This is a genomic window from Candidatus Venteria ishoeyi (genome assembly GCF_030378065.1).
Lineage (GTDB): Bacteria > Pseudomonadota > Gammaproteobacteria > Beggiatoales > Beggiatoaceae > Venteria > Venteria ishoeyi.
Map to the genome: position 1 here is coordinate 45,076 of NZ_JAUCGJ010000019.1, position 22,783 is coordinate 67,858.

Annotated in this window: 24 protein-coding genes; 15 read left to right on the forward strand and 9 right to left on the reverse strand. The window is 46.2% G+C overall.

The features are described 5' to 3' along the window. From QUF61_RS08345 to rlmH, 4 genes are all read right to left on the reverse strand, one after another. On the reverse strand, positions 1-3,149 hold a 3,149-nt coding region (locus tag QUF61_RS08345; RefSeq protein ID WP_289681306.1), incomplete at its 3' end, for a tetratricopeptide repeat protein. Between the two features lie 193 nt (positions 3,150-3,342). Then, positions 3,343-3,609 carry a hypothetical protein gene (locus tag QUF61_RS08350; protein WP_289681307.1) on the reverse strand — a complete coding sequence of 89 codons (267 nt, stop codon included), beginning with the start codon at positions 3,607-3,609 and terminating at the stop codon, positions 3,343-3,345. Between the two features lie 9 nt (positions 3,610-3,618). Then, positions 3,619-4,113: a hypothetical protein gene (locus QUF61_RS08355; RefSeq protein ID WP_289681308.1), complete on the reverse strand. Its 495-nt coding sequence runs from the start codon at positions 4,111-4,113 to the stop codon at positions 3,619-3,621. Positions 4,114-4,163: 50 nt separating this feature from the next. After that, positions 4,164-4,634, reverse strand: a complete 471-nt coding sequence (rlmH, locus tag QUF61_RS08360) for a 23S rRNA (pseudouridine(1915)-N(3))-methyltransferase RlmH (protein WP_289681309.1) — start codon at positions 4,632-4,634, stop codon at positions 4,164-4,166. 54 nt (positions 4,635-4,688) lie between these two features. On the opposite strand from rlmH, the gene QUF61_RS08365 reads away from it, so the two are divergent. The 5 genes from QUF61_RS08365 to QUF61_RS08385 all read left to right on the forward strand — a co-directional run bounded on the left by QUF61_RS08365 (position 4,689) and on the right by QUF61_RS08385 (position 9,800). Further along, positions 4,689-5,798, forward strand: a complete 1,110-nt coding sequence (locus QUF61_RS08365) for a DUF2333 family protein (RefSeq protein WP_286019330.1) — start codon at positions 4,689-4,691, stop codon at positions 5,796-5,798. Positions 5,799-5,805: 7 nt separating this feature from the next. Further along, positions 5,806-6,555 carry a sulfotransferase family protein gene (locus QUF61_RS08370; protein ID WP_103920112.1) on the forward strand — a complete coding sequence of 250 codons (750 nt, stop codon included), beginning with the start codon at positions 5,806-5,808 and terminating at the stop codon, positions 6,553-6,555. A gap of 143 nt (positions 6,556-6,698) precedes the next feature. Next, positions 6,699-7,286, forward strand: a complete 588-nt coding sequence (locus tag QUF61_RS08375) for a slr1658 family protein (protein ID WP_286019331.1) — start codon at positions 6,699-6,701, stop codon at positions 7,284-7,286. A 14-nt stretch (positions 7,287-7,300) separates the two neighbouring features. After that, positions 7,301-7,648, forward strand: coding sequence for a slr1659 superfamily regulator (locus QUF61_RS08380; protein WP_103920114.1), 348 nt, complete (start codon positions 7,301-7,303; stop codon positions 7,646-7,648). Between the two features lie 70 nt (positions 7,649-7,718). Next, a complete protein-coding gene (locus QUF61_RS08385) occupies positions 7,719-9,800 on the forward strand; it encodes a putative bifunctional diguanylate cyclase/phosphodiesterase (RefSeq protein ID WP_103920115.1) in 2,082 nt (693 codons plus the stop codon). A gap of 19 nt (positions 9,801-9,819) precedes the next feature. On the opposite strand, the gene QUF61_RS08390 is transcribed toward QUF61_RS08385, so the two are convergent. After that, positions 9,820-10,761, reverse strand: coding sequence for a pentapeptide repeat-containing protein (locus QUF61_RS08390; protein WP_103920116.1), 942 nt, complete (start codon positions 10,759-10,761; stop codon positions 9,820-9,822). A 64-nt stretch (positions 10,762-10,825) separates the two neighbouring features. Between QUF61_RS08390 and QUF61_RS08395 the strand changes: the two genes are divergently transcribed. The 3 genes from QUF61_RS08395 (at position 10,826) to QUF61_RS08405 (ending at position 12,993) form a co-directional block, all read left to right on the forward strand. Beyond that, positions 10,826-11,329 carry a protein YgfX gene (locus QUF61_RS08395; RefSeq protein ID WP_103920117.1) on the forward strand — a complete coding sequence of 168 codons (504 nt, stop codon included), beginning with the start codon at positions 10,826-10,828 and terminating at the stop codon, positions 11,327-11,329. A 268-nt stretch (positions 11,330-11,597) separates the two neighbouring features. Beyond that, positions 11,598-12,125, forward strand: a complete 528-nt coding sequence (locus QUF61_RS08400; protein ID WP_289681310.1) for a DUF2058 domain-containing protein — start codon at positions 11,598-11,600, stop codon at positions 12,123-12,125. Positions 12,126-12,192: 67 nt separating this feature from the next. Further along, positions 12,193-12,993 carry a 3'-5' exonuclease family protein gene (locus tag QUF61_RS08405; protein ID WP_103920119.1) on the forward strand — a complete coding sequence of 267 codons (801 nt, stop codon included), beginning with the start codon at positions 12,193-12,195 and terminating at the stop codon, positions 12,991-12,993. Positions 12,994-13,161: 168 nt separating this feature from the next. On the opposite strand, the gene QUF61_RS08410 is transcribed toward QUF61_RS08405, so the two are convergent. The 3 genes from QUF61_RS08410 to QUF61_RS08420 are packed head-to-tail and all read right to left on the reverse strand — an operon-like array spanning position 13,162 to position 15,172. Continuing rightward, entirely contained in the window at positions 13,162-13,929 is a 768-nt protein-coding gene (locus QUF61_RS08410; RefSeq protein ID WP_289681311.1) for an exodeoxyribonuclease III, read from the reverse strand. Then, positions 13,926-14,369 (reverse strand): hypothetical protein, encoded by a 444-nt coding sequence (locus QUF61_RS08415; RefSeq protein ID WP_289681312.1) that lies wholly within the window; start codon positions 14,367-14,369, stop codon positions 13,926-13,928. The genes QUF61_RS08410 and QUF61_RS08415 overlap by 4 nt, the downstream gene beginning before the upstream one ends. Positions 14,370-14,371: 2 nt before the next feature. After that, a complete protein-coding gene (locus QUF61_RS08420; RefSeq protein WP_289681313.1) occupies positions 14,372-15,172 on the reverse strand; it encodes a DUF2259 domain-containing protein in 801 nt (266 codons plus the stop codon). Positions 15,173-15,260: 88 nt separating this feature from the next. Between QUF61_RS08420 and QUF61_RS08425 the strand changes: the two genes are divergently transcribed. The 3 genes from QUF61_RS08425 (at position 15,261) to QUF61_RS08435 (ending at position 19,265) form a co-directional block, all read left to right on the forward strand. Beyond that, positions 15,261-15,659, forward strand: a complete 399-nt coding sequence (locus QUF61_RS08425) for a hypothetical protein (protein ID WP_103920123.1) — start codon at positions 15,261-15,263, stop codon at positions 15,657-15,659. Positions 15,660-15,942: 283 nt separating this feature from the next. Continuing rightward, positions 15,943-18,534: a glycogen/starch/alpha-glucan phosphorylase gene (locus QUF61_RS08430; protein ID WP_289681314.1), complete on the forward strand. Its 2,592-nt coding sequence runs from the start codon at positions 15,943-15,945 to the stop codon at positions 18,532-18,534. After that, positions 18,531-19,265, forward strand: a complete 735-nt coding sequence (locus tag QUF61_RS08435; RefSeq protein WP_286019334.1) for a glycosyltransferase family 2 protein — start codon at positions 18,531-18,533, stop codon at positions 19,263-19,265. Before QUF61_RS08430 ends, QUF61_RS08435 begins: the two co-directional genes overlap by 4 nt. 54 nt (positions 19,266-19,319) lie before the next feature. Here QUF61_RS08435 and QUF61_RS08440 read toward each other — a convergent pair whose 3' ends face one another. Continuing rightward, positions 19,320-19,565, reverse strand: a complete 246-nt coding sequence (locus QUF61_RS08440; RefSeq protein WP_289681315.1) for a hypothetical protein — start codon at positions 19,563-19,565, stop codon at positions 19,320-19,322. Positions 19,566-19,717: 152 nt separating this feature from the next. Here QUF61_RS08440 and QUF61_RS08445 point away from each other — a divergent pair, with 152 nt between their 5' ends. The 4 genes from QUF61_RS08445 to QUF61_RS08460 all read left to right on the forward strand — a co-directional run bounded on the left by QUF61_RS08445 (position 19,718) and on the right by QUF61_RS08460 (position 22,780). Then, on the forward strand, positions 19,718-20,236 hold the full coding sequence (locus QUF61_RS08445) for a hypothetical protein (RefSeq protein ID WP_289681316.1): 519 nt from the start codon (positions 19,718-19,720) through the stop codon (positions 20,234-20,236). A gap of 115 nt (positions 20,237-20,351) precedes the next feature. Then, positions 20,352-20,741 (forward strand): hypothetical protein, encoded by a 390-nt coding sequence (locus tag QUF61_RS08450; protein ID WP_103920960.1) that lies wholly within the window; start codon positions 20,352-20,354, stop codon positions 20,739-20,741. Then, complete coding sequence (locus QUF61_RS08455) at positions 20,741-21,562, forward strand: hypothetical protein (RefSeq protein WP_103920961.1); 822 nt, start codon at positions 20,741-20,743, stop codon at positions 21,560-21,562. The genes QUF61_RS08450 and QUF61_RS08455 overlap by 1 nt, the downstream gene beginning before the upstream one ends. A gap of 237 nt (positions 21,563-21,799) precedes the next feature. Beyond that, positions 21,800-22,780 (forward strand): KpsF/GutQ family sugar-phosphate isomerase, encoded by a 981-nt coding sequence (locus QUF61_RS08460; protein ID WP_289681317.1) that lies wholly within the window; start codon positions 21,800-21,802, stop codon positions 22,778-22,780. Positions 22,781-22,783: the final 3 nt, after the last annotated feature.

A 22,783-nucleotide genomic window follows, 5' to 3' on the forward strand; every position in this document is an offset into this window, starting at 1 on the left:
TTAAGCGTTGCCCCTTCACCGGATTTATCCCCGATTTCCTGTTGAATCAGCAGCGACTTTTTCAAATAATCCAGCGCGGTGTCGTAGTCGCCGCGGGCTTGGAATATTTGCGAGATATTGTTAAGCGTTCTCCCTTCACCGGATTTATCCCCGATTTCCTGTGTTATCAGCAGCGACTTTTTCAAATAATCCAGCGCGGTGTCGTAGTCGCCGCGGGCTTGGGCAGTTGCCGCCATATTGTTAAGCGTTGTCCCTTCACCGGATTTATCCCCGATTTCCTGTTGAATCAGCAGCGACTTTTTCAAATAATCCAGCGCGGTGTCGTAGTCGCCGCGGGCTTGGAATATTTGCGAGATATTGTTAAGCGTTGCCCCTTCACCGGATTTATCCCCGATTTCCTGTTGAATCAGCAGCGACTTTTTCAAATAATCCAGCGCGGTGTCGTAGTCGCCGCGGGCTTGGAATATTTGCGAGATATTGTTAAGCGTTGTCCCTACCCCGGATTTATCCCCGATTTCCTGTCTTATCAGCAGCGACTTTTTCAAATAATCCAGCGCGGTGTCGTAGTCGCCGCGGGCTTGGAATATTTGCGAGATATTGTTAAGCGTTGTCCCTTCACCGGATTTATCCCCGATTTCCTGTTGAATCAGCAGCGACTTTTTCAAAGTGTTCAGCGCGGTGTCGTAGTCGCCTAAATGGTGATATTGCTTGCCCGTTTGCCCCAAAGCTTCAGCGCATGTGCGTTTGTCTTCTGCTTCCCACAAGGGCGGCAGCCAGTCGCTTAACAGTTCCTGGTAACGCCCTGCCCGGTTCAACGGCCCCACTATCCAGTCCAGCACAAAACGCTGGGCTGTTGTCGTCAATCCACTGTCGTGCAGCGCCTGATGAGTGTTGAGGCGATGCTGCCAGTCGGTTTTTAAGTCCTTATCCCATTGCTCCAGTAAATACAAAGCGGCTTTTTGTTGCAAGTCCATTTCCGGCACGGGAATACCCTGCTGTTGCAGCCAGTCGCGCAGCAGCGGCGAGAGTTGGTATTCGGTGCCGGTGCTCGGGTGTTGGTATTGTTCAAGCAGTGAGACCGCGAGTAATTGTTGTACTTTTTGCTCGGCCTGCTTGATGTCCGGCAGGGCGAGGCTGCGGATGCCGTCCATGTCCACCGCTTGCTGGTAGGCTTGCAGCCGGTGTAATAGTTGCTGTTCTTGTTTAGTGCGGTAACGGTAAACCTTGTCCAGCGCCATATCGGTCTGGCTTTTCGCGCTGGCTTGTTGCAGTTGTTGTAAAAACTCCTGCTCTTCTTCCGCTGCCATGTCACCGACAGCAGCAGCAAAAAATTCCAGGGCGCGGAAGTTGCCGCCTAATACGACATAAGCCCGGTGCAGACGCGCACTGTTGTCCATGAAGACAGCGGGCAGTTGTTGCTGGCGGGCGAACGCCACATAATCGGTGTAAATCGGCTTGCCCAGTGGCAGACAGTGTTGGTTTTCCCAGTCAGCCAGCGCCCAGCGGGAGGTGACTATCAGCTTCAAACCTTTGTTGCTCAGGGTAAGGGCGGTGTTTAACCAGGTTTTGAGGGCGGCATCGCTGATGTCGTGTTGTCCGCCGGGGTCTTGTTTGGATTCCAGATTATCAATCAGCAGGGCGAATTTGCCCTGGTGTTGTTGCAGTAGCAAGCTCAGTAGCGATGCGGCGCGTTTGTTTTCGTCGATTTTGGGTTTGCCCAGTCCCAGCCAGGTTTTTTCTGTAGCTGCGGCTAAATCATCCTGATATTTATCTTTATTTTCCAGCGTGAGCAGGCTTGCCATTTTTTTTACGCTGTTTTGCCAGTCATGTTCCGGGCGCAGGGATAAGGCGTGTACGGCATAATCCTGTTGTTCCAGGCCGTGCAGCAGTTTACCTGCCAGCGCGGTTTTGCCCATGCCGCCCGCGCCGATGAGCAGTAATTGATTGTGTTGATTCCCGCGCAGGGCGTTTTGCCAGTGGCGCAGTTCGCGCCGCCGCCCGATAAAACGCGGCGGCAGGGAAATATCATCCAGGGTTTGATTATATACGGCGCGGGTTTTGGGTTGGGGCGTGAATGACCAGTCCAGCAGGGGATGGGATAAGTCCTGGCTGAGTTGCAGGGGCAGACACCATTGCCCGAAGGACAGGCTTTGACGTTGCAGGTCGCTGTTATAGTCTTTGCGAGTGCCGTCAAAAGGCCGGGTAATGGCGGCGCGTGCTTGCTGCAATGCCTTGTCTATGCTGTGTTTGTCGCTTACCGCGCCCAGAAAAGTCCTGGCAAATTGAATACCCGCCTGATCATAAAGTGATTCGCGCATCCCGATAACATGCGGCACACCGGCGCGGTGCAGGCATTGGCTTAAACCGTTATCGACATAATCGGGATGTTGTTTCGCACTCTGGCAGGCAGACAGCACCACCGCTTGTACCGCAACCCCTGCAAAGCATTGGACAAATGTTGCTTCATCCACCAGTTGTTGATTGCCCCGGTCATCTTCAAACAAAAAACTGCCCCAGGCTTTTTGATTGTGGTGTTCGTGCTGAAATACACCGTGTCCGCTGAGATACAGTAGATGCGGCTGGAAGCTTTGCAATGTGTCTTTGAAGGTTTGCAAACGCCCGTCATCCGGCATTTCCAGCACTACCCGTCCTGCCAGTTCTGCGGCGTTCAGGGTTTCCTGCACGCTTGCCTGTTCCGCTTCGGTATCCAGGCGTTCCTGTTCGCTGAGATTATCGGGCAGGGAAGTGAACAATAAAACCCGCAACGGCTCGCAGCTCACATCGGGCAGGGCGGTGTTCACCTTGGGCATACGCCGACTCAGGCTGAAACGTTTATCCCGCGCTAAAAAACCGTATTCAGGATGATACAGGGTTTCCCAGGGCAGGTTCAGCACTGCGCCATCATCGGATTCAATCACAATGGGCAGATGCTGGCTGATGCCGGATTTTTGTTCGGCAACGCTGAGGCTGTCGCCTAAATCCAGCATGACCCACAAGGTGCTGCCGATGGCTTTTAAGTATTCATCGCTGACCACCTGGGTTTTATTGGCGTAAACATCGCTCAACGCTTTGGTGTGTTGTTGCAGTAACTTATCCTGTTTAATGCGCTCGGCATCGGGATGAATAATAAACGGGTCGGGAGCTGGCATGATCTGTCCTTATCAATTTTTGTGGAGATGGTCAAAATATTTAAGTGGTGTTACGCAAAAGCTTCTTTTTTGCAGGTTTTGACCGTTTGAAATGTAAAAAAACCGCTTTTGCTTCATGCTGATTTGTATTTGCACCTGACAAACGCTGTTTTATCTCTGCACCCCTGCGCCTCCACAGGAGCATTAAAATAATCTAATCGTGCTTTTTAGGTTTTGCCGGAATTTCTTCAGGTAGCTTGATACGCCCAGACGGATTGCCGTCTGTACCACCGCCACCCCTATATACTGTCGTCCCGGAGTCTCTATAAGGCTTTAAGTCAACAATCAGTTCTGCCTTGCACCATCTGCAATCCACTTCCACTTCAAGATTTTGCTGTTCTTGTTCTGTGCTGATGCTGAAGGTGTAACTAAAGGCTTCATGACACTTTGGGCAACGCACGGCTTTACGATCCTGACGCATATTTCTCTCCTAAAAAACCAAATCACTGATCATGAAGACTAAACCAAGCAGGGTTAAAAGGCTACTTATCGTAATCCGCCAATACTTATCAGTCGCGCTGGTTTGATAAAAATGCTGCAAGCTGTCCAGACTGGTTTTATCAACCCGGTAGGCTTTGGGGCGTAAGGCAAGCAGGCTGAAAACCAGGGCAAACAGCCAGCACAGGAAAGAAAACACCATGTAATAACTGGCTTCCAGTGTTGCTTCCTTGCCTGCCAGTAGTTTTAATAATGCGGCAAATACGGCGGGAATGGCGAGTTGCAAACTGATTAATTGTTTGGCAATGTCATTCATGCGCTCACTTTGCTGGATAAAATCTGTGGCAAAACTTTCTTGCAGGGTTTTATCAAAGGCGGTATAAGCTGCTGTGCTTTCTGCTTTAATCCGCAGCGCGGGGGAATCCGGGTCTGCTTCACTGCGGGTTCGTGCTACGGGTATCGCGCTGGATTGTTGTTTTTCTGGCATCAATTTTATTCTCCATGTACAAGGTTAAAACCTTCGCCTTTCTCGGTTAATTAATCCCGGTGATAAGGATGATTATTCAACAGCGTCCAGCCACGATAAACCTGCTCGGCAACCACCACCCGTACCAGCGGGTGCGGTAATGTCAGCGCCGATAGTGACCAGTGCAGTTCTGCGCGCTGTTTACACTCAGGCGCGAGTCCTTCCGGGCCGCCGACTAACAAGGCAACGGGTCTGCCAGCCTCCATCCAGTTGCCCAGTTTTTTTGAAAACTGTTTGGTGTCCCAGTGTTTGCCGTGTTCATCCAGGGCAATGACTAAAGCGCCGGGCGGAATTTCTGCCAGCATTTTGCGGCCTTCCTCAGCCTGGAAGCGCTTTATATCGGCATTTTTGCCGCGTTTGCGCAGGGGAATTTCCACCAGTTTGAGCTGGCAGTGGCGCGGCAAACGCTTGGCATATTCTGTATATCCCTGGGTAATCCAGGTGGGCATACGTTGCCCAATGCAAATGAAATGTAATACCATCTTTGATTTTATGCGAAAATGAAAAAAACAATTAACTACAAAAGGATTAATCTCATGGATTCACCCGAAAAATTAGAAAATCAGGAGCAACAAAAACCTATTGTACCTGCACAGGAAAGTTTTTTGGAAAAGCTTTCCAGCACTTTGTTTGATTTGCTGGAGCGTTTTAACATGAACCTGGAAGGCAATACCCGTTTATTGGTATTTGGTACGTTTGCGCTATTTGTGACGATGTGGCTGCTGACCGTGTATTGGAGTTTTGAACCAGATTTATTGGATGTCTCCGCTGAGGTTGAAGCGCGTGCCACAGACAAAACACAGAAAATTGTCCCCGGTTATGCCTCTACCCTGACCTTGATTCGTATCAGCGAAACTTTGCTGGATAAACCGGGAGGCTATATCAGTAATGATAAGCTGCCACCCTGGGTATTTATGGATAATATTCCTAACTGGGAGTTTGGCGTTTTAAAGCAGGTGCGTGATTTTGCCAAGGCGATGCGGGAAGATATTGCCCGCGCCCAGACGCTGGATGAAGAGCATCCGGATCTGGTGAAAGCGGAACCGCGCTTTAATGTGGATAGTAATTCCTGGATGATGCCTTCAGCAGAGGGTGAATATCGCAAAGGTGCTGAACATTTAGAAGACTATCTGGATAAGGTGGCCAATCCTAAAGATTCCAGCGCACAATTTTATGCCAGAGCCGATAATCTGCGGCATTGGATGACCACTGCAACCCGGCGTTTGGGCAGCTTATCCAAACGCCTCAATGCCAGCGTTGGTGAAGTGCGTTTTAATACCAATCTGGCGGGGGCTGAAGGTGCGCAGCAATCCACTTCTGAAAGCCGACAGATTGAAACAAAAACCTCCTGGTGGGAAATTGATGATATTTTTTATGAAGCCAGAGGCACGTCCTGGGCTTTGATTAATTTGTTATACGCCATTGAAATTGACTTCAAAGAGGTGCTGGAAGATAAAAAAGCCATGGCCAGCCTGAAACAGATTATTCGGGAACTGGAAGCCACGCAAAGCACCTTGTGGAGTCCGATGGTGCTAAATGGCTCGGATTTTGGTTTATTTGCTAACCATTCTTTGATTATGTCGGCTTATATCTCACGCGCAGCAACGGGCCTGCGTGATTTGCGTGATTTATTAGCGCGAGGTTAATAGACAGATGCTGGATTTTTTAGGCATTGGTGCGCAAAAAGCCGGTACTACCTGGGTTTATAAAATGCTGTGTTTGCATCCGCAAATTCACTTTCCTGCCGGGAAAGAGCAGCATTTCTGGGATCGTTACCAGTATGTTTTGCAAGGGCGTGATGATTATCCGGGTAATAAACCTGCGATACAGAATTATCGTGCTGTTTTTAATTTGCCTGCAAACAGTCCGCATCTGCAAAAAAAATTGGGGGAAATCACCCCGGCTTATGGCATATTAGACCAGGAAACCATACAAAGTTTATATAACCACTATCCAAAAGCGCGATTATTTTATATCATCCGCAATCCAATTGAGCGCGCCTGGTCTTCGGCATTGATGGCGCTGAAACGGGCAGAGATGGAATATCATGAAGCCTCTGCACAATGGTTTATGGATCATTTTCATTCTCAGGGGTCTTTGCAACGCGGGGATTATGAAACCAGTATCCGGCGTTGGACTGCGGTTTATCCGCGTGAGCAGTTATTAGTGCTGCCTTATGAAAGCATTGCCTTAACGCCGCGCTTATTTCTGGCGCAACTATGCAGGCATCTGGAGATTGAGCCGTATTATGACGCAGTATCAGATGAGGTGATACAAGGCCGGGTTTTTGCAGGTTCAGGAAAAGCATTACCAGCCGTATTACGGCAGGAGCTGGAAAGTATTTATAACGATAAAATCCATGCTTTATCCATTTATCTGGGACAATCATTACATTGGCTTTGAAAATTGCCATAAAATATGCTGTGATATATGCTGTTATTAGAATAAAGATAAAAATAATATTAACCATAGATTTTCAGATAAATAATTTTTAGAAATTTAATATTGGAAAATCTATAAAGGCTGTCATTTCAGGGGGAAATGTGATGCAAATTTTCGGGGACTTCACTGAAGTTATGCCCAAAGGGATGGAATACCTGGTGTTGGGTTTTTCCACGCAATCCCTACCACTCAAACAACGCTGGCGTAATAATGGTCTTTCTGCAGACTTTATTGCAGATTATTTGCAGACTTTTTTTGTCGGCAATAAAACAAATACAACAGATAACAGTCATGCCATTCCAGCCAGCAGTAAAAATGCAGCAAAATATATTGCCAATGAACTGCTGGAAAATGCCATGAAGTTTAGTACCGAAGGCAACTATCACCAAACCCGGATCGCATTTCATCTCTATGAGAATAAACTGGTCTTTCAGGTATACAATGTGATAGAGCAATCTGTGCTTCAACAATACCAGGCATTTATTCAGAAACTTTTAGACAGCGACGATCCACAAACACTTTATATGCAACAAATGGAAGCCAATGCAAGTGATGATGAACACCACCACTCCGGTCTCGGTTTTTTAAGCATGGTGTGTGATTACTCTGCCAAACTGGGCTGGAAATTTGAACCAATGCCAAATGAGCCAGGCCTGACAATAGCAACTACAATGGTTACTCTGACGATATAAAGGGGATAGACGAGGTGGAAATTAAAACAGAAGAATACAGTATTAATTATGATGACGAGCATCACACTATTTATTGCAAGGGATCTTTACTGCTTAGCGGTTCTGAAGAATACGCGCCTCTGCTTGAATTGATGTTAGGCGCAATTGAGAAGAACCACGAAGGTAAACTGCAATTAAATGTGCAGGAACTGGAATTTTTAAACAGTTCAGGTATTAATACCATGACAAAATTTGTGATTAATGCGCGTAATCAGAAAACTGTCAATTTGACCGTAACAGGTTATGCAGAAATTCCCTGGCAAGTACGTTTACTCAAAAACCTGCAACGCCTGATGCCAAATTTAGAACTTGTACTGATATAAAGTTCTGTGTCGTGATAAATGACTTCACAACCGTCCCTGTAATCATCTATCCCAGTTATGGTTTTTCGTTGTGACACAGAAAATACAAGCGCCCAAACTTGTCGCTCTGCAAACACGGTTGGAGCAGCTTGCGTGTAAAAATGCAGACTTACAAGCAACCTTGGATACTATTTCTGAGCACCATGACTTGGTTGAAAAGGATTTATTTAATCAACTTCAGTGTGTCAAGCAAAGCTTAGAACACCTCAAGCTGGAAAAATCGGATCTGGAAATCTCTCTGGAGACCATTACCCAACATGCAGATGTTTTTGAACAGGAGTTGCTGCTTACGCAAAATATTCTGGAGCAAAAGGTACAGGAACGTACACATGAACTGGAAACAAATAACCAGTTTTTGCAACAGGAAATTAAGAAACGCAAGCATATTGAAGCAGATTTACAACTGGCAGCCAGTGTCTTTGATGCCAGTAATGACGGGATTATCATTACCGATGCCAATACCACGATTTTAAGCGTTAATCACGCCTATACCCGTCTGACAGGTTACACGTTGCAAGAAAGTATGGGTCAGGATTTGCACTTTACCAAGTCAGGCCGTCATGATTTTGAATTTTTTCAAAATATGACAGAAAGCTTGTTATGCGTGGGCTACTGGAGTGGAGAAATTTGGAGCCGGCGCAAAACTGAGGATATTTTTCCCGGTTGGTTAAGTATCAGCGCAGTAAAAGATAAGCAGGACAGAATTACCCATTATATTGCCATTTTAAGTGACAATACCGATCAAAGGCGCTCTAAAGATCGTATCCATCATTTGTGCTATTACGACGCGCTCACCGATTTACCCAATCGCACCCTATTCTACGAGCGCCTGCAACAAAGCCTGCAACGCGCTAATCGTAATCGGCGTACCAAACAGGCTAAAATTGGTATTACCGTACTCTTTATCGATTTAGATAACTTTAAAGCGATTAATGATGTATTCGGGCACGATGCGGGGGATACCCTGCTGGCAGAAATGGGGCAGCGTATTCAACATCATATCGCCCCTGATAGCGATACCCTGGCCCGCCTGAGTGGTGATGAATTTACCTTGCTGCTGGGCGATTGCATGTTGGAACAAGAAGCCGTGCAAAGTGCTTCTGAACTGGCAGGGCGTATATTAGATAATTTACATGAGCCGTTTATACTCAATGGCGATGAAGTCTTTATCACCGCCAGCATTGGTATTGCACTATCCCCCCAGGATGGCAAAACAATGCTGGAACTGCTTAAAAATGCCGAGTCCGCAGGTTATAATGCCAAGCGTAACGGGCGCAATCAATACCAGTTTTTTACCAAAACCCTGAACAATACCGCCCACCGCCGCCTGATGTTACAAAACAGCCTGCGCCGAGCCTTAGAGCGTGATCAGTTAACCCTGTATTATCAACCGCAATGGGACACTTTTACCCAAAAAATTATCGGGGTTGAAGCCTTGCTGCGCTGGCAGCATCCTGAATTGGGCGCGATTTCACCGGCTGAATTTATTCCAATTGCTGAAGATGCCGGTTTGATTTTGCCTATTTCTGACTGGGTGATGCGCACGGCCTGCCTGCAAAATAAGCAATGGCAAAGACAGGGCTATCAGCCGTTGCGCATGGCAATTAATTTATCGGCACAACAATTTCATCACGATAACCTGCTACACACCTTAAAACAAACGCTGACATCCACAGGACTGGATGCGCGCTGGCTGGAATTGGAGATTACGGAAACGGCGGCCATGCGCTTTGCAGATAAAACCGTTGAGATGCTCCAGGATCTCAAAAAAATCGGGGTCAGTCTGGCCATTGATGACTTTGGCACAGGTTATTCCTCACTGGGGTATTTGCGACAATTTCGTCTGGATATGTTAAAAATTGATGGCTCTTTTATTGCCGATCTTGCCTCAGAAAGTGGTAAGGCGCTGGTGATGGCGATTATTGATATGGCACATAACTTAAAGCTTAAAGTCATTGCTGAAGGTATTGAAACCCCTCAGCAAATGTCATTTTTACACCAGCACCGTTGTGATTTTGTGCAGGGCTTTTTATTTCATCACCCGGTGCCTGCCGCAGAGATTAATCATTTATTACAAAAAGCGGTTGATGAACAGCCGGTACTTGATAATTAACACTATTCACAAATCGGGTTTATGATTCTTCAGCATAAACCACGGCTTCCACTTCATCTTCAGATTTTTCAACGCGCGGCAAACAATTCAAACTGGCAGTATTGCCCTTGATGGACTGATAACAAATACCTTCCAGGCGGGCATGTTGTAAATCTGCGCCAACCAGGCTGTGTTGACTCAAGCGGGCACCACGTAAATCCGCACCACGTAAATTAGCATCACGTAAATCCGCGCCGCGCAGTTCCACCTCATTAAGATATGCGCCGCGTAAATCTGCGCCACGTAAATTCACCCAACCCAGATTCATACCTTCAAAACTGGCCTCGGTCAGTGCTGCGCCGCTGAAATCCGCGCCACGTAAATCGGCTAAATCAAAATCAACACCTTGCAGATTGGCATTACGTAAGTCCGCGCCCTGGAAATTAGCAAACGGCACATCAACGCCCCGCATATCCGCGCCACTGAGACGTGCATAACGCAGATTACAATGGGTCAAGTCCACATTACTCAAGTCAGCACGAACGAATGCCGCACTCTCCAGATTGGCTTGAACCAGTAAACTGCCGCGTAATTGCGCGCCACTTAAAGAGGTTGATCTCATATCAGCACCGCTCAGATCCGCATTCATCAGATCCGCGCCACGTAAATTTGCACCGTGTAAATCCACTTTTTGTAAATTTGTTCGACTTAAATCTGCGCCACGTAAATCGGTCTCACTTAAATCTATATTTCTGAGATCCAAGCCGCGCAAGTCACAATGACGGCACTCACCTGTTCTCAATAAACGGTCAATATTCTCCTCGCCACTGAGGAAGGTTTCTAATATTTCTGCCTCTTCTTCCTCTTCAACGACCACGATTTCCGCCAAGTCTATTGCGGGTTCCTGGGCAACACTGAGGCGTAAACCAACAGGGCTGCTTAGATAAACCAACAAAACCATTGTCAGTATTGAAATTTTCATTATGATGCTCCTTACAATAAGCCTTAAACCTTTTAATACATAAAGAGCAAAAACCAGACCAGCTATGCAAAAACCAGATATACAAAATCAACCACCCTCAGCACAAACCTCATGGCAACAGGGTTTGCGTATCTGCCCTGGTTTTTCCTGGGTTTTATTGGGTTTATTGTTATTAATGTATAGTGGCGCACTTTTCTCCCTGTGGCTGATTGATGTGTCAACCATGATACTGTCAACAGCAACAGTGGAATATGCGCTGAAACTGCTGCTTACGCTGTGGTTGCTGAGCAAAGCCAAACGGGACATTCAACATCATGTACTATGGCAAAATCGTCAACTCCCCGCCTGTATGATGCTACAGGCAGAAGGCATAAGAACCCGTGATGACCAGTTAGCGACAATTCTGCCAGATAGTTATGTGCAACCCTGGCTTATTGTATTAAATCTGCGCTGGGAGGGAGGACGGGAAAGTGTTGTATTATTTCCTGATGCTTTAGCAGCGGAATGTTTCAGGCATTTACGGGTGCGCTTGCGATATGAGATAGAAACAGATGAAACAAAGCCCTAGGAGCCTGTCGGACTTAGGATAATCTACTGCGGAAAAGCGGATATTGGCCGGATTTTCCGCTCATTTTCGTTGCATAGAACCACTATGCGCCTCAAATGAGCAAAAAATCCAACTCAATCCCGCTTTCCCTCGCTACGATTCCCTAAGTCCGACAGCCTCCTGGTCACTCTGGATTTATAAAATCCTGGAATATGATTTGTCCACTGTGGCAAAATGTTCTTAAAGATGTTCAGGCCACGCTAAAAACGATGACAACAAGGTAACAAATATGGGAAATGCATTTCAGGATCAGTTTTTGAAACTGGGTTTAACGGATCAGAAAAAAGTTAAAAAACTCAAACATGAACAACGCAAAAAAAATAAAACCCAGCAAACAGAGACCACACCAGCCGCAAAACAACAAGCGGCGCAGTTACAGGCAGAAAGAGTCGAGCAAGATAGACTGTTAAACCAACAAAAACAGCAACAAGCCCAGGCCAAAGCCATCCAGGCGCAAATTCGGCAGTTGATTACACAAAACCGGCAAACTGATACCGATGGTGAATTAGTCTATCACTTTGTTGATGGTAAAAAAGTCAAACAATTATATGTGTCACAAAAGATTCTGGCGCAATTAAGCCAGGACAAATTGTATATTGTGAAATTTGATGAGCAATACGCACTGGTCAAACCTGATATTGCAGAAAAAATCCGTACCCGTGATGCGAATATTGTGATACAGCACAATACTGAACAAAATGTGGAAAGTGAAGAGATGTATGCAGATTACAAAATACCTGATGATTTGATGTGGTAAAAAAGTGGGAAAACCTTGCCCACTTTTTTAGGATAGACCCATTAAATAATCCAAAGGAGCCGGATTTATGAACATTGTTGCTTTTTCAATACAAACCATCCCCGATACGGATATTGGGCGCAGCCTCTATGGCAATGCGGCAGACATGGCCTTATTAAACGAAAAAGATGTCGCCAGGGTCATGTGGCTGAAACAGGATCAGGACGCGGGTGGAAAAGCAAAATACATGGGTCTGCATTTGCAGAAAATATTGCATATTTCCATGATAGTGCGCAGCAGTGAAGGTTGTAAGCTGGAATTGTTCAGCAGCCTGGAACGCCCTGAAGCCGATGTGTTAAACGCATTTTATCAGACCCTGCATTTTAATCCCATGTTAGTCACCTGGGATGGTCTGACGCATGAAATTCCTCTGCTGCAATACCGTAGCCTATACCACCGGGTAGCCTCGGAAACCTATTGGAAGCACTACCACCCCTCACAACATCAAAATCAAATGCTGGGTGAGCGCCACACCGTCTTAAAACCCGTGTTATCCGCCTATCAGCCGCAAGCGACTGCCTTGCGCGAAGAGCTTGCCGCTATCCTGGGCATTCCACTACACCCGCCCCTGAGTGCAGAACAAATCTGGACATTTTATCTGCAACAGGATTATACCGCGCTGCAACAAGACTGCATGTTGCAGACCTTACAAACCTATTTGATTTACCTGATGTTCCAACAAGTGCGCAATGAACTGAATAAAGATGAGCTGCATACCGAGTGTGATTTATTAAAAAACCTGTTACATCAGCGTAAACATGAAGGTATTTATCAGTTGTTGGAGCATTGGCAGGATGGGCGGTTTTGTCAGAAGCTGGATTTAGCCTGAGTTAGTCAATGCCCAATATTGATTAAATTGAAATGAATTTCCCGCAGAGATGCTGAGGCGCAGAGAGCTGCCATTTTTTCTGGCTCTCACGCGCCTTGTGCGCATCTTTATACACAAGTCTCTTTGAGATTTATGGCGCTGGTTTTGCAAAAAATATAGAGGTAAAATTTATATTTCATAACAAACCGTCAACGGTGCATGATCGGAAAACCGTTGTTGTTTATAGATTTCCACTGTTTTCACACGAGCTTGCAAACCCGGTGTGGTAATTTGATAATCAATACGCCAACCCACATTATTATCCCAGGCCCGTCCCCGGTTTGACCACCAGGTATATTGCTCAGCATCCGGGTTGACCTGGCGAAAAGCGTCACACAGTCCGACTTCATCAAATAAGGTATCCATCCAGGCGCGTTCTTCCGCTAAAAAGCCGGAATTTTTCTGATTGCTGCGCCAGTTTTTTAAGTCTATGGCTTTATGTGCAATATTCCAGTCACCACATAACACCCAGTTTTCTTTAGCCTTTGCAATTTTCCGTAAATGTGGTAAAAAATCGTCCATAAAACGAAATTTAAGAGCTTGGCGTGCTTCGCTGGAAGAGCCGGATTGCATATACAGGGAAACCACTTTCAAATCACCAAAATCCGCTTCCAGATAACGTCCTTCCTTATCAACATAATCCAGACCGATACCAAATTTCAGGTTTTTGGGCTGGCGCTTGCTATATAAGGCCACGCCGCTATAACCTTTTTTTTCAGCATCATGATAATAACAATGATAAGCGCCAGGGCGAAAAATGGGATCGGTGAGCTGTGATTGCTGGGCTTTGGTTTCCTGGATACACACCACATCAGCATCCTGTTTTGGCAACCAGTCAAAAAAACCTTTTTTGGCAGCGGCACGAATGCCATTAACATTAACCGTAATAATTTTCATGCGTGTTCGCTGCTGTGAAAGATTTTTTGCCACCAGCGTTTGTGGTTCATCGGTGTTGGTGCGTCATCAATGATGGCCTCAGGCGGTATTTGACTGAGCAGCCAGCGTGGATGCACCTTAACGCCGCTGGAGCCGCAGGAAGCGCCCAGATTATTCGGATCATAAATCTTAATCATGGCTGGCTTTTCCAGCGAGTCGGCATAGACAATGCCACAATAATCATGTTGGTGATCCTTGCGCAACAGAGCATCGACTTCAGCAATAAAACGATCTAATGCCTGACTGTCCAGCGGCGCTTCCGGCAAAGATTCACTGACAAAATAAGCATACCAGCCTTCCGGCTGTGCGCGCAGTTTTGTCCATAAGTCATCTAATTGTGACCAACGCAAGGTGCTGGTAAAGCGTCCATTATATTTTTGAGAAAAGGTGGAATGTCCCATGTTTATTTTGCTACCTTTTTTTCGTTTTTCTTGTTGATGACTTTTTTATTGGAACCCAGGGTTCCGGTCACAGCAAGATAGCGCATATCCTGGCCTTCAAATCCCGGATAAAACATATTGATAAAAACCACCAGTGATTTTTCTTTATATAAATACACATCGGCAATTTTATAACTTAAAGGGCAATCACGGCTTTTTGGCAATATCCGATCTTCCTGCAATACCTGTGCTTGTTCTTCAGTACCAGCCGGAGCGACTCGCAGGGTAAAAATTTTCGCCTTACCAAAACCATAACAATCCTGTTTTAAGGTTTTTTGTTTCAGGGTTAAGGCATATTCATCAAACGCCAGACCCGCCAGCGGTGTTTGCAGCGCAAACTGTACTTTCAAGGGGTCAACGCCGGTATCATAGAGTGGATGATGGATTAGGTGTTTTCCAGCCAGCCGGGACTTTTCCAGCAAACCATATTTTTTAAGTGCCGTTTGCGCCGCTTTCGCGCTTAATGTTCGCACCTGTTCCAAAGCTGTGTCAGATTGTTCAGGATCTTCAATCACATGCATTTCACTGGGGCCGGTTTTAAACGGACGTACCAGGTATTTATTTTTGGCTACGTCAATTAAATGAATTTCTGAATACGGCGCACCGATGCCATCTGCGATACCATATTGCTCAAATGCCATATATTTACCGTCTTTAGAAAAACCGATAAATTCCAATTGTGCAGCATCGCCTGCTTGCGCGCTTGACAGATTGAGAGTACTAAATAATAGTGCCAGTAATAAACTAAAAAATGGTTTTTTCATGTGATTGGCCTCAAAATAAATGCATTATTGGCATTTTACACCAATTATCCTTAAAATCTGCTCACGCCTTATAATGGAGTTATAGAAAATGTCTGCTTTTGCAAAAGCCCCTTTATTACTTATTCTGTTTATTGCCTATAATCTGATGGTTTTTACCGGCCCTGCGGATATTTTTAGCCGTGTCTGGTTTGAAATTCCGATGATGAATGGTGCTGAACTGCCGTTTAATTCTGAACTGCTGATGATTTTAGCAGGCCTGCTACTGCTGTATATCGAAATATTCAAAGCCACCCGCACCCACCAGATCAGTATGCTTGAACAATCTTTTTCCATGATATTGTTTATTGTATTTATGGCGGAATTTTTGCTGGTCAAGCAAGCAGGCAGCAGCACGTTTTTGATACTGGCTTCCATGCAGTTACTGGATGTGATGGCTGGGTTTACCATCAGTGTGGCAGGTGCAAGACGTGATATTCAGATGGGCTAATATTTTTTGCCTGATTTTACGGTGTCATATTTCCCTTAGGAGTGAGGATGAAATAAGTGCAGGAACTGGGCGCAGGATTTTTATTCATTTTCAAGGCGTGAAAACAGGCGCATAGCAAGCTATGTAACTGTTTTCATAACGCAGAAAATGGAGAAAAAGACCAGCCAAGTTTCTGAAGTTATAAAATTCTCGCTCCTTATGGTTTGATGAACATCAAAAGCTCATAATCAGTTAGAATAGATTGAAGCATTTTAAAATACGTCCCTCCAATTTAGATGACATTATGGCTACCCGATACGGAAAATATTTAGACGAAAACCCGTTGCGCCCGGCACGGGATTTTTACCGCACAAAGCGTATGAAATCCCAACTTGAACAGGAAGGCCCCGTTTTTAACGTGGATTTATTCTGCCGGGTTTTTCTTAACAAATTACTACATCGACAGGTTAAATTACCCTCGCAAGCCACACCCAATGATTATTATATGGCCCTGTCTCACGCGATTCGGGATCGGCTGGTGAATCGCTGGATGAAATCAACAGAAACCTATCATGAGCAGGATGTGCGCATGGTGTGTTATTTGTCCGCAGAATTTCTGCTGGGTAAGCAGTTAAACCAGAATCTGCTCCATGCCGGTTGTTGGAATACGGTGGAAGAAGGTCTGGAGAAAATGCAGCTAGGCCATAGCCTTTATGATTTAATGGCGCAGGAACCCGATCCGGGGCTGGGCAATGGCGGCCTGGGACGGTTAGCAGCGTGTTTTCTGGATTCTCTGGCAACGCTGGACATCCCGGCAATCGGTTATGGCATTCGTTATGAGTTTGGGATTTTTGAGCAGGTCATTGAAGACGGCTGGCAGGTGGAGCGGCCCGATTACTGGCTGCAATTGGGCAATCCCTGGGAAATTCACCGCCCGGAATATATGGTTGAGGTGAAACTCGGTGGACACACCGAGTTTTATATTGATGACGAGGGCTGGCAACGGGTTAAGTGGAAAGCTGACCGCACAGTACTGGGCACGCCTTTTGATATGCTGGTGCCCGGTTATAACACCAAAACCGTAGCAACCCTGCGTTTATGGTCAGCCCGTGCCAGTCAGGATTTTAATTTTCATCTGTTTAATGAAGGTGATTATACCCGCGCAGTGGCTGATAAAACCTATTCAGAAAATATCACCAAGGTTTTATATCCCAATGACAACACGCCGCAGGGACAGGAGTTGCGCCTGACCCAGCAGTATTTTTTTGTTGCCTGCTCCTTGCAGGATATGATTCGTCAACACCTGATAAAAAACGGGGATTTATCCTGTTTTCAGGAAAAGGTTGCCATACAACTCAATGATACCCATCCTTCCATTGGTGTTGCGGAGTTGATGCGCCTGTTGGTTGATGAGCATAAAATGAACTGGGATAAAGCCTGGACTATCACTTGCAATAGCTTTTCTTATACCAATCACACCTTATTACCCGAAGCCCTGGAACGCTGGCCGGTGCGCTTGCTCAGCAGTCTGTTACCACGCCACATGGAAATCATTTATGAAATTAACCGGCGTTTTCTCAATGAGGTGCGCGCACATTATCCCAATGATCCCGCTAAACTGGCGCGTATGTCACTGATTGTGGAAGGTGACGACAAACAGGTGCGCATGGCGCATCTGGCCTGCGTGGGCAGTCATGCCGTGAATGGCGTGGCAGCGTTGCACACGGAACTGGTTAAATCCGATTTAATGCATGATTTTCATGAATTCTGGCCAGATAAATTCAGCAATAAAACCAATGGTGTAACGCCACGGCGCTGGATGTTAATCAGTAACCCCAAATTATCCCACTTGATTTCCGCAACCATTGGCAAAGACTGGGTAACGGATTTAGCACAATTACAAAAACTTGAAGCCTATGCCGATAATCCTGAATTCAGAGAAAAATGGTGGGAAATCAAACAGGAAAATAAACAGGACTTAGCCGAGTGTATTTATCATCAATTTGATCTGGAAGTACGCCCGGATGCGATATTTGACGTACAGGTCAAGCGCCTGCATGAATACAAACGGCAACTGCTGAAAGTATTGCATATTATCGCCCAATATCAGCAATTAAAAAAAAATCCTGATACTGATATTCAAGCACAATTATTCCTGTTTGGCGCAAAGGCTGCGCCGGGTTATTACATAGCAAAACTGATTATTAAACTAATTAACTCCGTTGCCACCGTGCTGGATGAAGATAAGGACGTGCGTGGGCGACTCAAAATCGTGTTTCTGCCCAATTTTAATGTCTCTGTGGGCGAGCAGATTTACCCGGCAGCGGAACTCTCCGAGCAGATTTCGCTGGCAGGCAAAGAAGCTTCCGGTACCGGCAATATGAAATTTGCACTTAATGGTGCATTAACCATCGGCACTTTAGATGGGGCCAATATTGAAATCCGGGATGCCGTGGGCAAGGAAAATATGTTCTGCTGCGGTCTGGATGTCAAAGAAGTCAAAGCCCTGCGCACACGGGGTTATCACCCGCGTGAATATTATAATGACAACCCGGAATTACGAGAGGTTATTAACCAGATTGCCTGCGGTGTGTTCTCACCGGATAAACCAAAACTCTTTCAACCCATCGTTGATACGCTGCTTAACCATGATGAATATTTATTATTAGCTGATTATCAGTCCTATGCCGATTGTCACGCCAAAATGCTGGAGGCGTATCAGGACAGGGACAACTGGATTAAAATGTCGATACTGAATACCGCGCGCATGGGTTTCTTCTCTTCTGATCGCAGCATTGCTGAATATTGCCGTGACATCTGGCATGTGGACCCGGTTGAAGTTGAAGTGCCTGATGAACAAATAGATATACCAATAGAGGCCTATTGCCCATCGTGAGTACACAGCCATCTCCTGCTATCGGGGCTACAACGCTACGGGCATTAATTATTATTCCTGCTAAAAATGAAGCACTCACAGTTGCGCAGGTGATCGAGCAGGTTAAAAGCCGTTATGAAGTGGATATTGTACTGGTTGACGATGCCAGCAGCGATGACACCGCAGCCCTGGCTCGCGCTGCCGGGGCGCAGGTTTTGCCGCTGCTGACTTCGCTGGGCGCGTGGGGCGCGATGCAAACCGGGCTGCGTTATGCCTTAAAGTATGATTATGACCTGGCTATTACTATGGATGCCGATGGGCAACATGAAGCCGATTCCCTCGCAGCATTACAATATCCTATCATGGCGGGGGAAACCGATGTGGTCATCGGCGCTTGCACCGCGCGCGGCAGCATGGCACGGCAAATTGCATGGTGCTTGTTTCGCTGGCTCGCTGGCATTACCCAGGAAGACCTGACTTCCGGCTTACGCGCTTATAATCGTGATGCCATTAAACTACTGGCTTCCACCCAGGCTACTTTACTGGACTATCAGGATTTAGGGGTTTTATTATTACTGCATCATCATGGCTTGCGGGTGTGCGAAACTGAAATTAACATGTGCCCCCGTATTACCGGAAAATCACGTATTTTTGGCTCCTGGTGGGCGGTACTGCGTTATATGGTGTATACCACAACCTTATGTATCGCCCAAGGCTCCCGCTTGTCGCTGGTATCGCGGAAACGTTCTTAATCACAAAGACCTGACAGGTTTTGCAAACCTGTCAGGTCTTCGGCAACAAGAGACTTATATCCTGCGCGTTAGCTTACGCAGCTTCCAGGCCAGCCCCCACAAAAACAACAAAGTACCCCACAACAGGTGCAGTTGCTTTTCATGATAAAAATATTCCAGCCAGCTTTTGTCACGTTCACCGACAATAAAACCAAAACCTTCGTTTTGATTCGCGCACCGTGCCAGAGAGGTAAGCGTTCGTAATCCCGGCAGCGTAAACGGACGGGATATTGAACAGCGTACACAATATAAAAAAAACACCTATCTTTGTTATGCGCATGGCAAAGCTTTTAACCTGTTTATACAGAGCCTGGATGATTATGGTATAAAGAAAGCTGACAATTATAGGTATACTATCTACTATGGTACAACAAAAAGTTTAGGGTATTCTGACAAAACACATGAGGACAGAAATGATGAACACCAAACTCTTATTATTGACCCCAGCCTTGTTATTAAGCGCTTGCGCAACGCCAACGGATGATCCCACCAAAGGTGGCCTGTTGGGCGGTATTCACGGCTTGGGCGGGGCTTATGATCAGCGCATAGAAGCGCGTGAGCGTAATCTGGATGCTTTGAAACAGGCGCAGAAAAACACTCAGGATCAGCAACAGGACTTGCGTCAGGAGCATACACGCACTAAAACCGAGCACGATATACTGAATAAAAAAGTGACAACACTCACTACCAGTATTAATAAACTCGAAGCCAGCATTAAAAAAACCAAAGCCAATACCACGAAAAAACAACAGCAGAAAGCCAAGTTAAGCAAACGCGCAACACAATTACGCGGCGAGGCTAAGGCTTTGAAAGTCAGTTTATCCGCTGCTCAAAATAATGACCAGGAACTGGCGCGTCTGCGTAGTGAAGAAGCACGTTTAAGCAAAGAAATTAAAGCTTTGCAGGAAGATATGTATTTGCTGGAGTTGTAGGACGGTTTACGGTTTACGGTTTACGGTTTACGGTTTACGGTTGAGTAAAAATGCTTAACCGTAAACTGTCAATTTTTTTGTTAGAACCAGCGGATTTTTTACAGGAATTTTAGCCATGCTTTCTATGGATGATATTAAACAAGCGGTTTCCAATCTGGTAAACCTGGATATTCGCACGGTGGTGGGGGATTTTACCTATGACCGTAGCGGTAAAATCCAGCCAGCCAGCGATGCCAAACAAATTGTCACCCGGATTAATTTGCTTGATGGTGATATTACCACCGCCTTCAGTGAGGAGTTTCTCAGCACGCCCCTGGAAAATGTACGCGGCTTTCATGGTGTGCGCGAACGTCAGGGCATGGAAATCATGCAAGGCAATATTAAAGCTTTGCAGCAATTGACAGACTTGATTGGCAATATTGAAAGCAAAGAAAAAAAGGTGGCAAGCGAAGCGGCAGGCGAAGTGCCTGATGAGCGTGAAGGACGGATGACGGGACTTGGCTGATGGCAGGTTTATCGCTGAAAACCCTGGCAGGCGATCTGCTCAGCCTGGAAGTGAATACTATTGTTAAAGCCGATATGACGGGCAGTAAGCTCCCCGCTAACCGCCGTGAAGCGTTGTTCAAAATTGCCACCTTATATCATTCCAAGCTGGAGGAATTGCATTGCCGGGAACCGGTGGAGTGGGATTCGGCGGGGTTGATGTCTTTTCTGGAATTGCGACGTCGGGCCAATGCGGGGGTTAAGCAAATCGATCAACAATTACTGGAAATCGATTCTAAAGATTCTAAGCAGCCTAAGCATTTGGCAGAAATTCAGGCAGTGAAAGAAAAACGGGTGATGTTATACCGTATCGCCAGTCAGTCAGAACAACTGGTTTCGATGTTTATTCAACGCGCTTATCATGAGCAAGCGGATTTTAGTCTGGACAGCTATCGCAAAGCCCGCCAGCAAGCTGTGCAGGACGCTGTGGAAGATGCATATTATGATAAAGACAATGCCAACTGGAATAATGATCTGAAACGTCAGGACATGCAGCAGCTTGAAGATTTGGCGCTGGATGCCGCAGAACTGAGCCTGCTGCGCAAGATTTTTGAAATTGGCACGGAACGCGTGATATTACAAACCGTGATTAATGCCGATGGAGATATTACCACGCGCGTTGCCGAGCGTCTGATTATTAACCCTAATGAGATTTTGTTGCAACTGCATAATGACTCTGTTTCACGTTCTGTCAGTTTCTGGGCGGGACTGGTCACTACGCTCGGCAGCATGGCAAAAAACCTGTTGCATGGTAAAGATGGTTTGGGTGGTTTGTTTAAGTAAACTGAAGTGGTGAAAATGCAGGACTGGCAGTCCTTTATCCAAAAAATTTCCAGAATGCTAATATTCCTTATTTTTCAAGCAAAGAGGACTGCCAGTCCTTCTTCATGACGATTTTTACCGGAACAAAAGTGGGATATGATTTTATACTACATTGGGAAATTTTCACCACCCCAGTTACCAACGTCAGGGTTGGCACTTTGATGCCATCGTGGTTTTTTCTAAAAAAATTTATACATCATGACTGAAACTGAAGCAAAAAAACTCTGCCAGTTGGGGCTGGCGGTACTCGAAACGGAAACCCAGGCACTCGCTGCCTTACAAAACCGTATTAACCATAGTTTTGTACAGGCCTGTGATGCCATGTTGCACTGTGATGGGCGTATTGTGGTTATCGGCATGGGGAAATCTGGACATATTGGCGGCAAGATTGCCGCAACCCTGGCAAGTACCGGTACGCCTGCTTTTTTTGTACATCCTGGTGAAGCCAGTCACGGGGATCTCGGCATGATTACCCGCAAAGACGTGGTATTGGCTTTATCCAATTCAGGAGAAACCGAAGAAATTTTAACTATTTTACCTTTGATTCGGCGTTTGCAAGTGCCTTTAATCAGCATGACGGGCAACCTGGGTTCTACCTTGACAAAAGCGGCAACGGTGAATCTTGATGTCAGTGTCGAAAAAGAAGCCTGCCCACTGGGTCTGGCCCCCACTGCCAGTACCACCGCAGCCCTGGCGATGGGCGATGCCTTAGCCGTGGCGCTACTGGAAAGCCGGGGATTTTCTGCGGATGATTTTGCACGTTCCCATCCTGGCGGGCGTTTGGGGCGGCGTTTATTACTGCATGTCAGCGATGTCATGCACTGCGGTGATGAGATTCCCTGCGTACACCCGGATACGGCATTGGATAGCGCCTTGCTGGAGATGACCCGGAAGGGTCTGGGCATGACTGCGGTTGTGGATACCCGGCAAAAAGTGCAGGGTATTTATACCGATGGCGATTTACGCAGAACTTTGGATGCAGACATTAATATTCATGAGGCCAGGGTAGAGGAAGTCATGAGCCACCATCCGCGTTGTGTACAGACTGATAATCTGGCAGTAGATGCATTAAGTTTAATGCAGCAACACCATATCAGTGCTTTATTGGTTGTCGATGATAAGCAGGTATTAACGGGCGTTTTACACATGCATGATTTATTACGCGCAGGTGTGGTTTAGAAG

Coding starts and splice junctions, on each gene's coding strand:
- QUF61_RS08455 (WP_103920961.1), top strand. CDS start 20,741: ATGGCAGGTTTATCGCTGAAAACCCTGGCAGGCGATCTGCTCAGCCTG.
- QUF61_RS08365 (WP_286019330.1), top strand. CDS start 4,689: ATGGATTCACCCGAAAAATTAGAAAATCAGGAGCAACAAAAACCTATT.
- QUF61_RS08425 (WP_103920123.1), top strand. CDS start 15,261: ATGTCTGCTTTTGCAAAAGCCCCTTTATTACTTATTCTGTTTATTGCC.
- QUF61_RS08375 (WP_286019331.1), top strand. CDS start 6,699: ATGCAAATTTTCGGGGACTTCACTGAAGTTATGCCCAAAGGGATGGAA.
- QUF61_RS08415 (WP_289681312.1), bottom strand. CDS start 14,369: ATGGGACATTCCACCTTTTCTCAAAAATATAATGGACGCTTTACCAGC.
- QUF61_RS08410 (WP_289681311.1), bottom strand. CDS start 13,929: ATGAAAATTATTACGGTTAATGTTAATGGCATTCGTGCCGCTGCCAAA.
- QUF61_RS08405 (WP_103920119.1), top strand. CDS start 12,193: ATGAACATTGTTGCTTTTTCAATACAAACCATCCCCGATACGGATATT.
- QUF61_RS08420 (WP_289681313.1), bottom strand. CDS start 15,172: ATGAAAAAACCATTTTTTAGTTTATTACTGGCACTATTATTTAGTACT.
- QUF61_RS08460 (WP_289681317.1), top strand. CDS start 21,800: ATGACTGAAACTGAAGCAAAAAAACTCTGCCAGTTGGGGCTGGCGGTA.
- QUF61_RS08400 (WP_289681310.1), top strand. CDS start 11,598: ATGGGAAATGCATTTCAGGATCAGTTTTTGAAACTGGGTTTAACGGAT.
- QUF61_RS08355 (WP_289681308.1), bottom strand. CDS start 4,113: ATGCCAGAAAAACAACAATCCAGCGCGATACCCGTAGCACGAACCCGC.
- rlmH (WP_289681309.1), bottom strand. CDS start 4,634: ATGGTATTACATTTCATTTGCATTGGGCAACGTATGCCCACCTGGATT.
- QUF61_RS08430 (WP_289681314.1), top strand. CDS start 15,943: ATGGCTACCCGATACGGAAAATATTTAGACGAAAACCCGTTGCGCCCG.
- QUF61_RS08450 (WP_103920960.1), top strand. CDS start 20,352: ATGCTTTCTATGGATGATATTAAACAAGCGGTTTCCAATCTGGTAAAC.
- QUF61_RS08445 (WP_289681316.1), top strand. CDS start 19,718: ATGATGAACACCAAACTCTTATTATTGACCCCAGCCTTGTTATTAAGC.
- QUF61_RS08395 (WP_103920117.1), top strand. CDS start 10,826: ATGCAAAAACCAGATATACAAAATCAACCACCCTCAGCACAAACCTCA.
- QUF61_RS08350 (WP_289681307.1), bottom strand. CDS start 3,609: ATGCGTCAGGATCGTAAAGCCGTGCGTTGCCCAAAGTGTCATGAAGCC.
- QUF61_RS08370 (WP_103920112.1), top strand. CDS start 5,806: ATGCTGGATTTTTTAGGCATTGGTGCGCAAAAAGCCGGTACTACCTGG.
- QUF61_RS08390 (WP_103920116.1), bottom strand. CDS start 10,761: ATGAAAATTTCAATACTGACAATGGTTTTGTTGGTTTATCTAAGCAGC.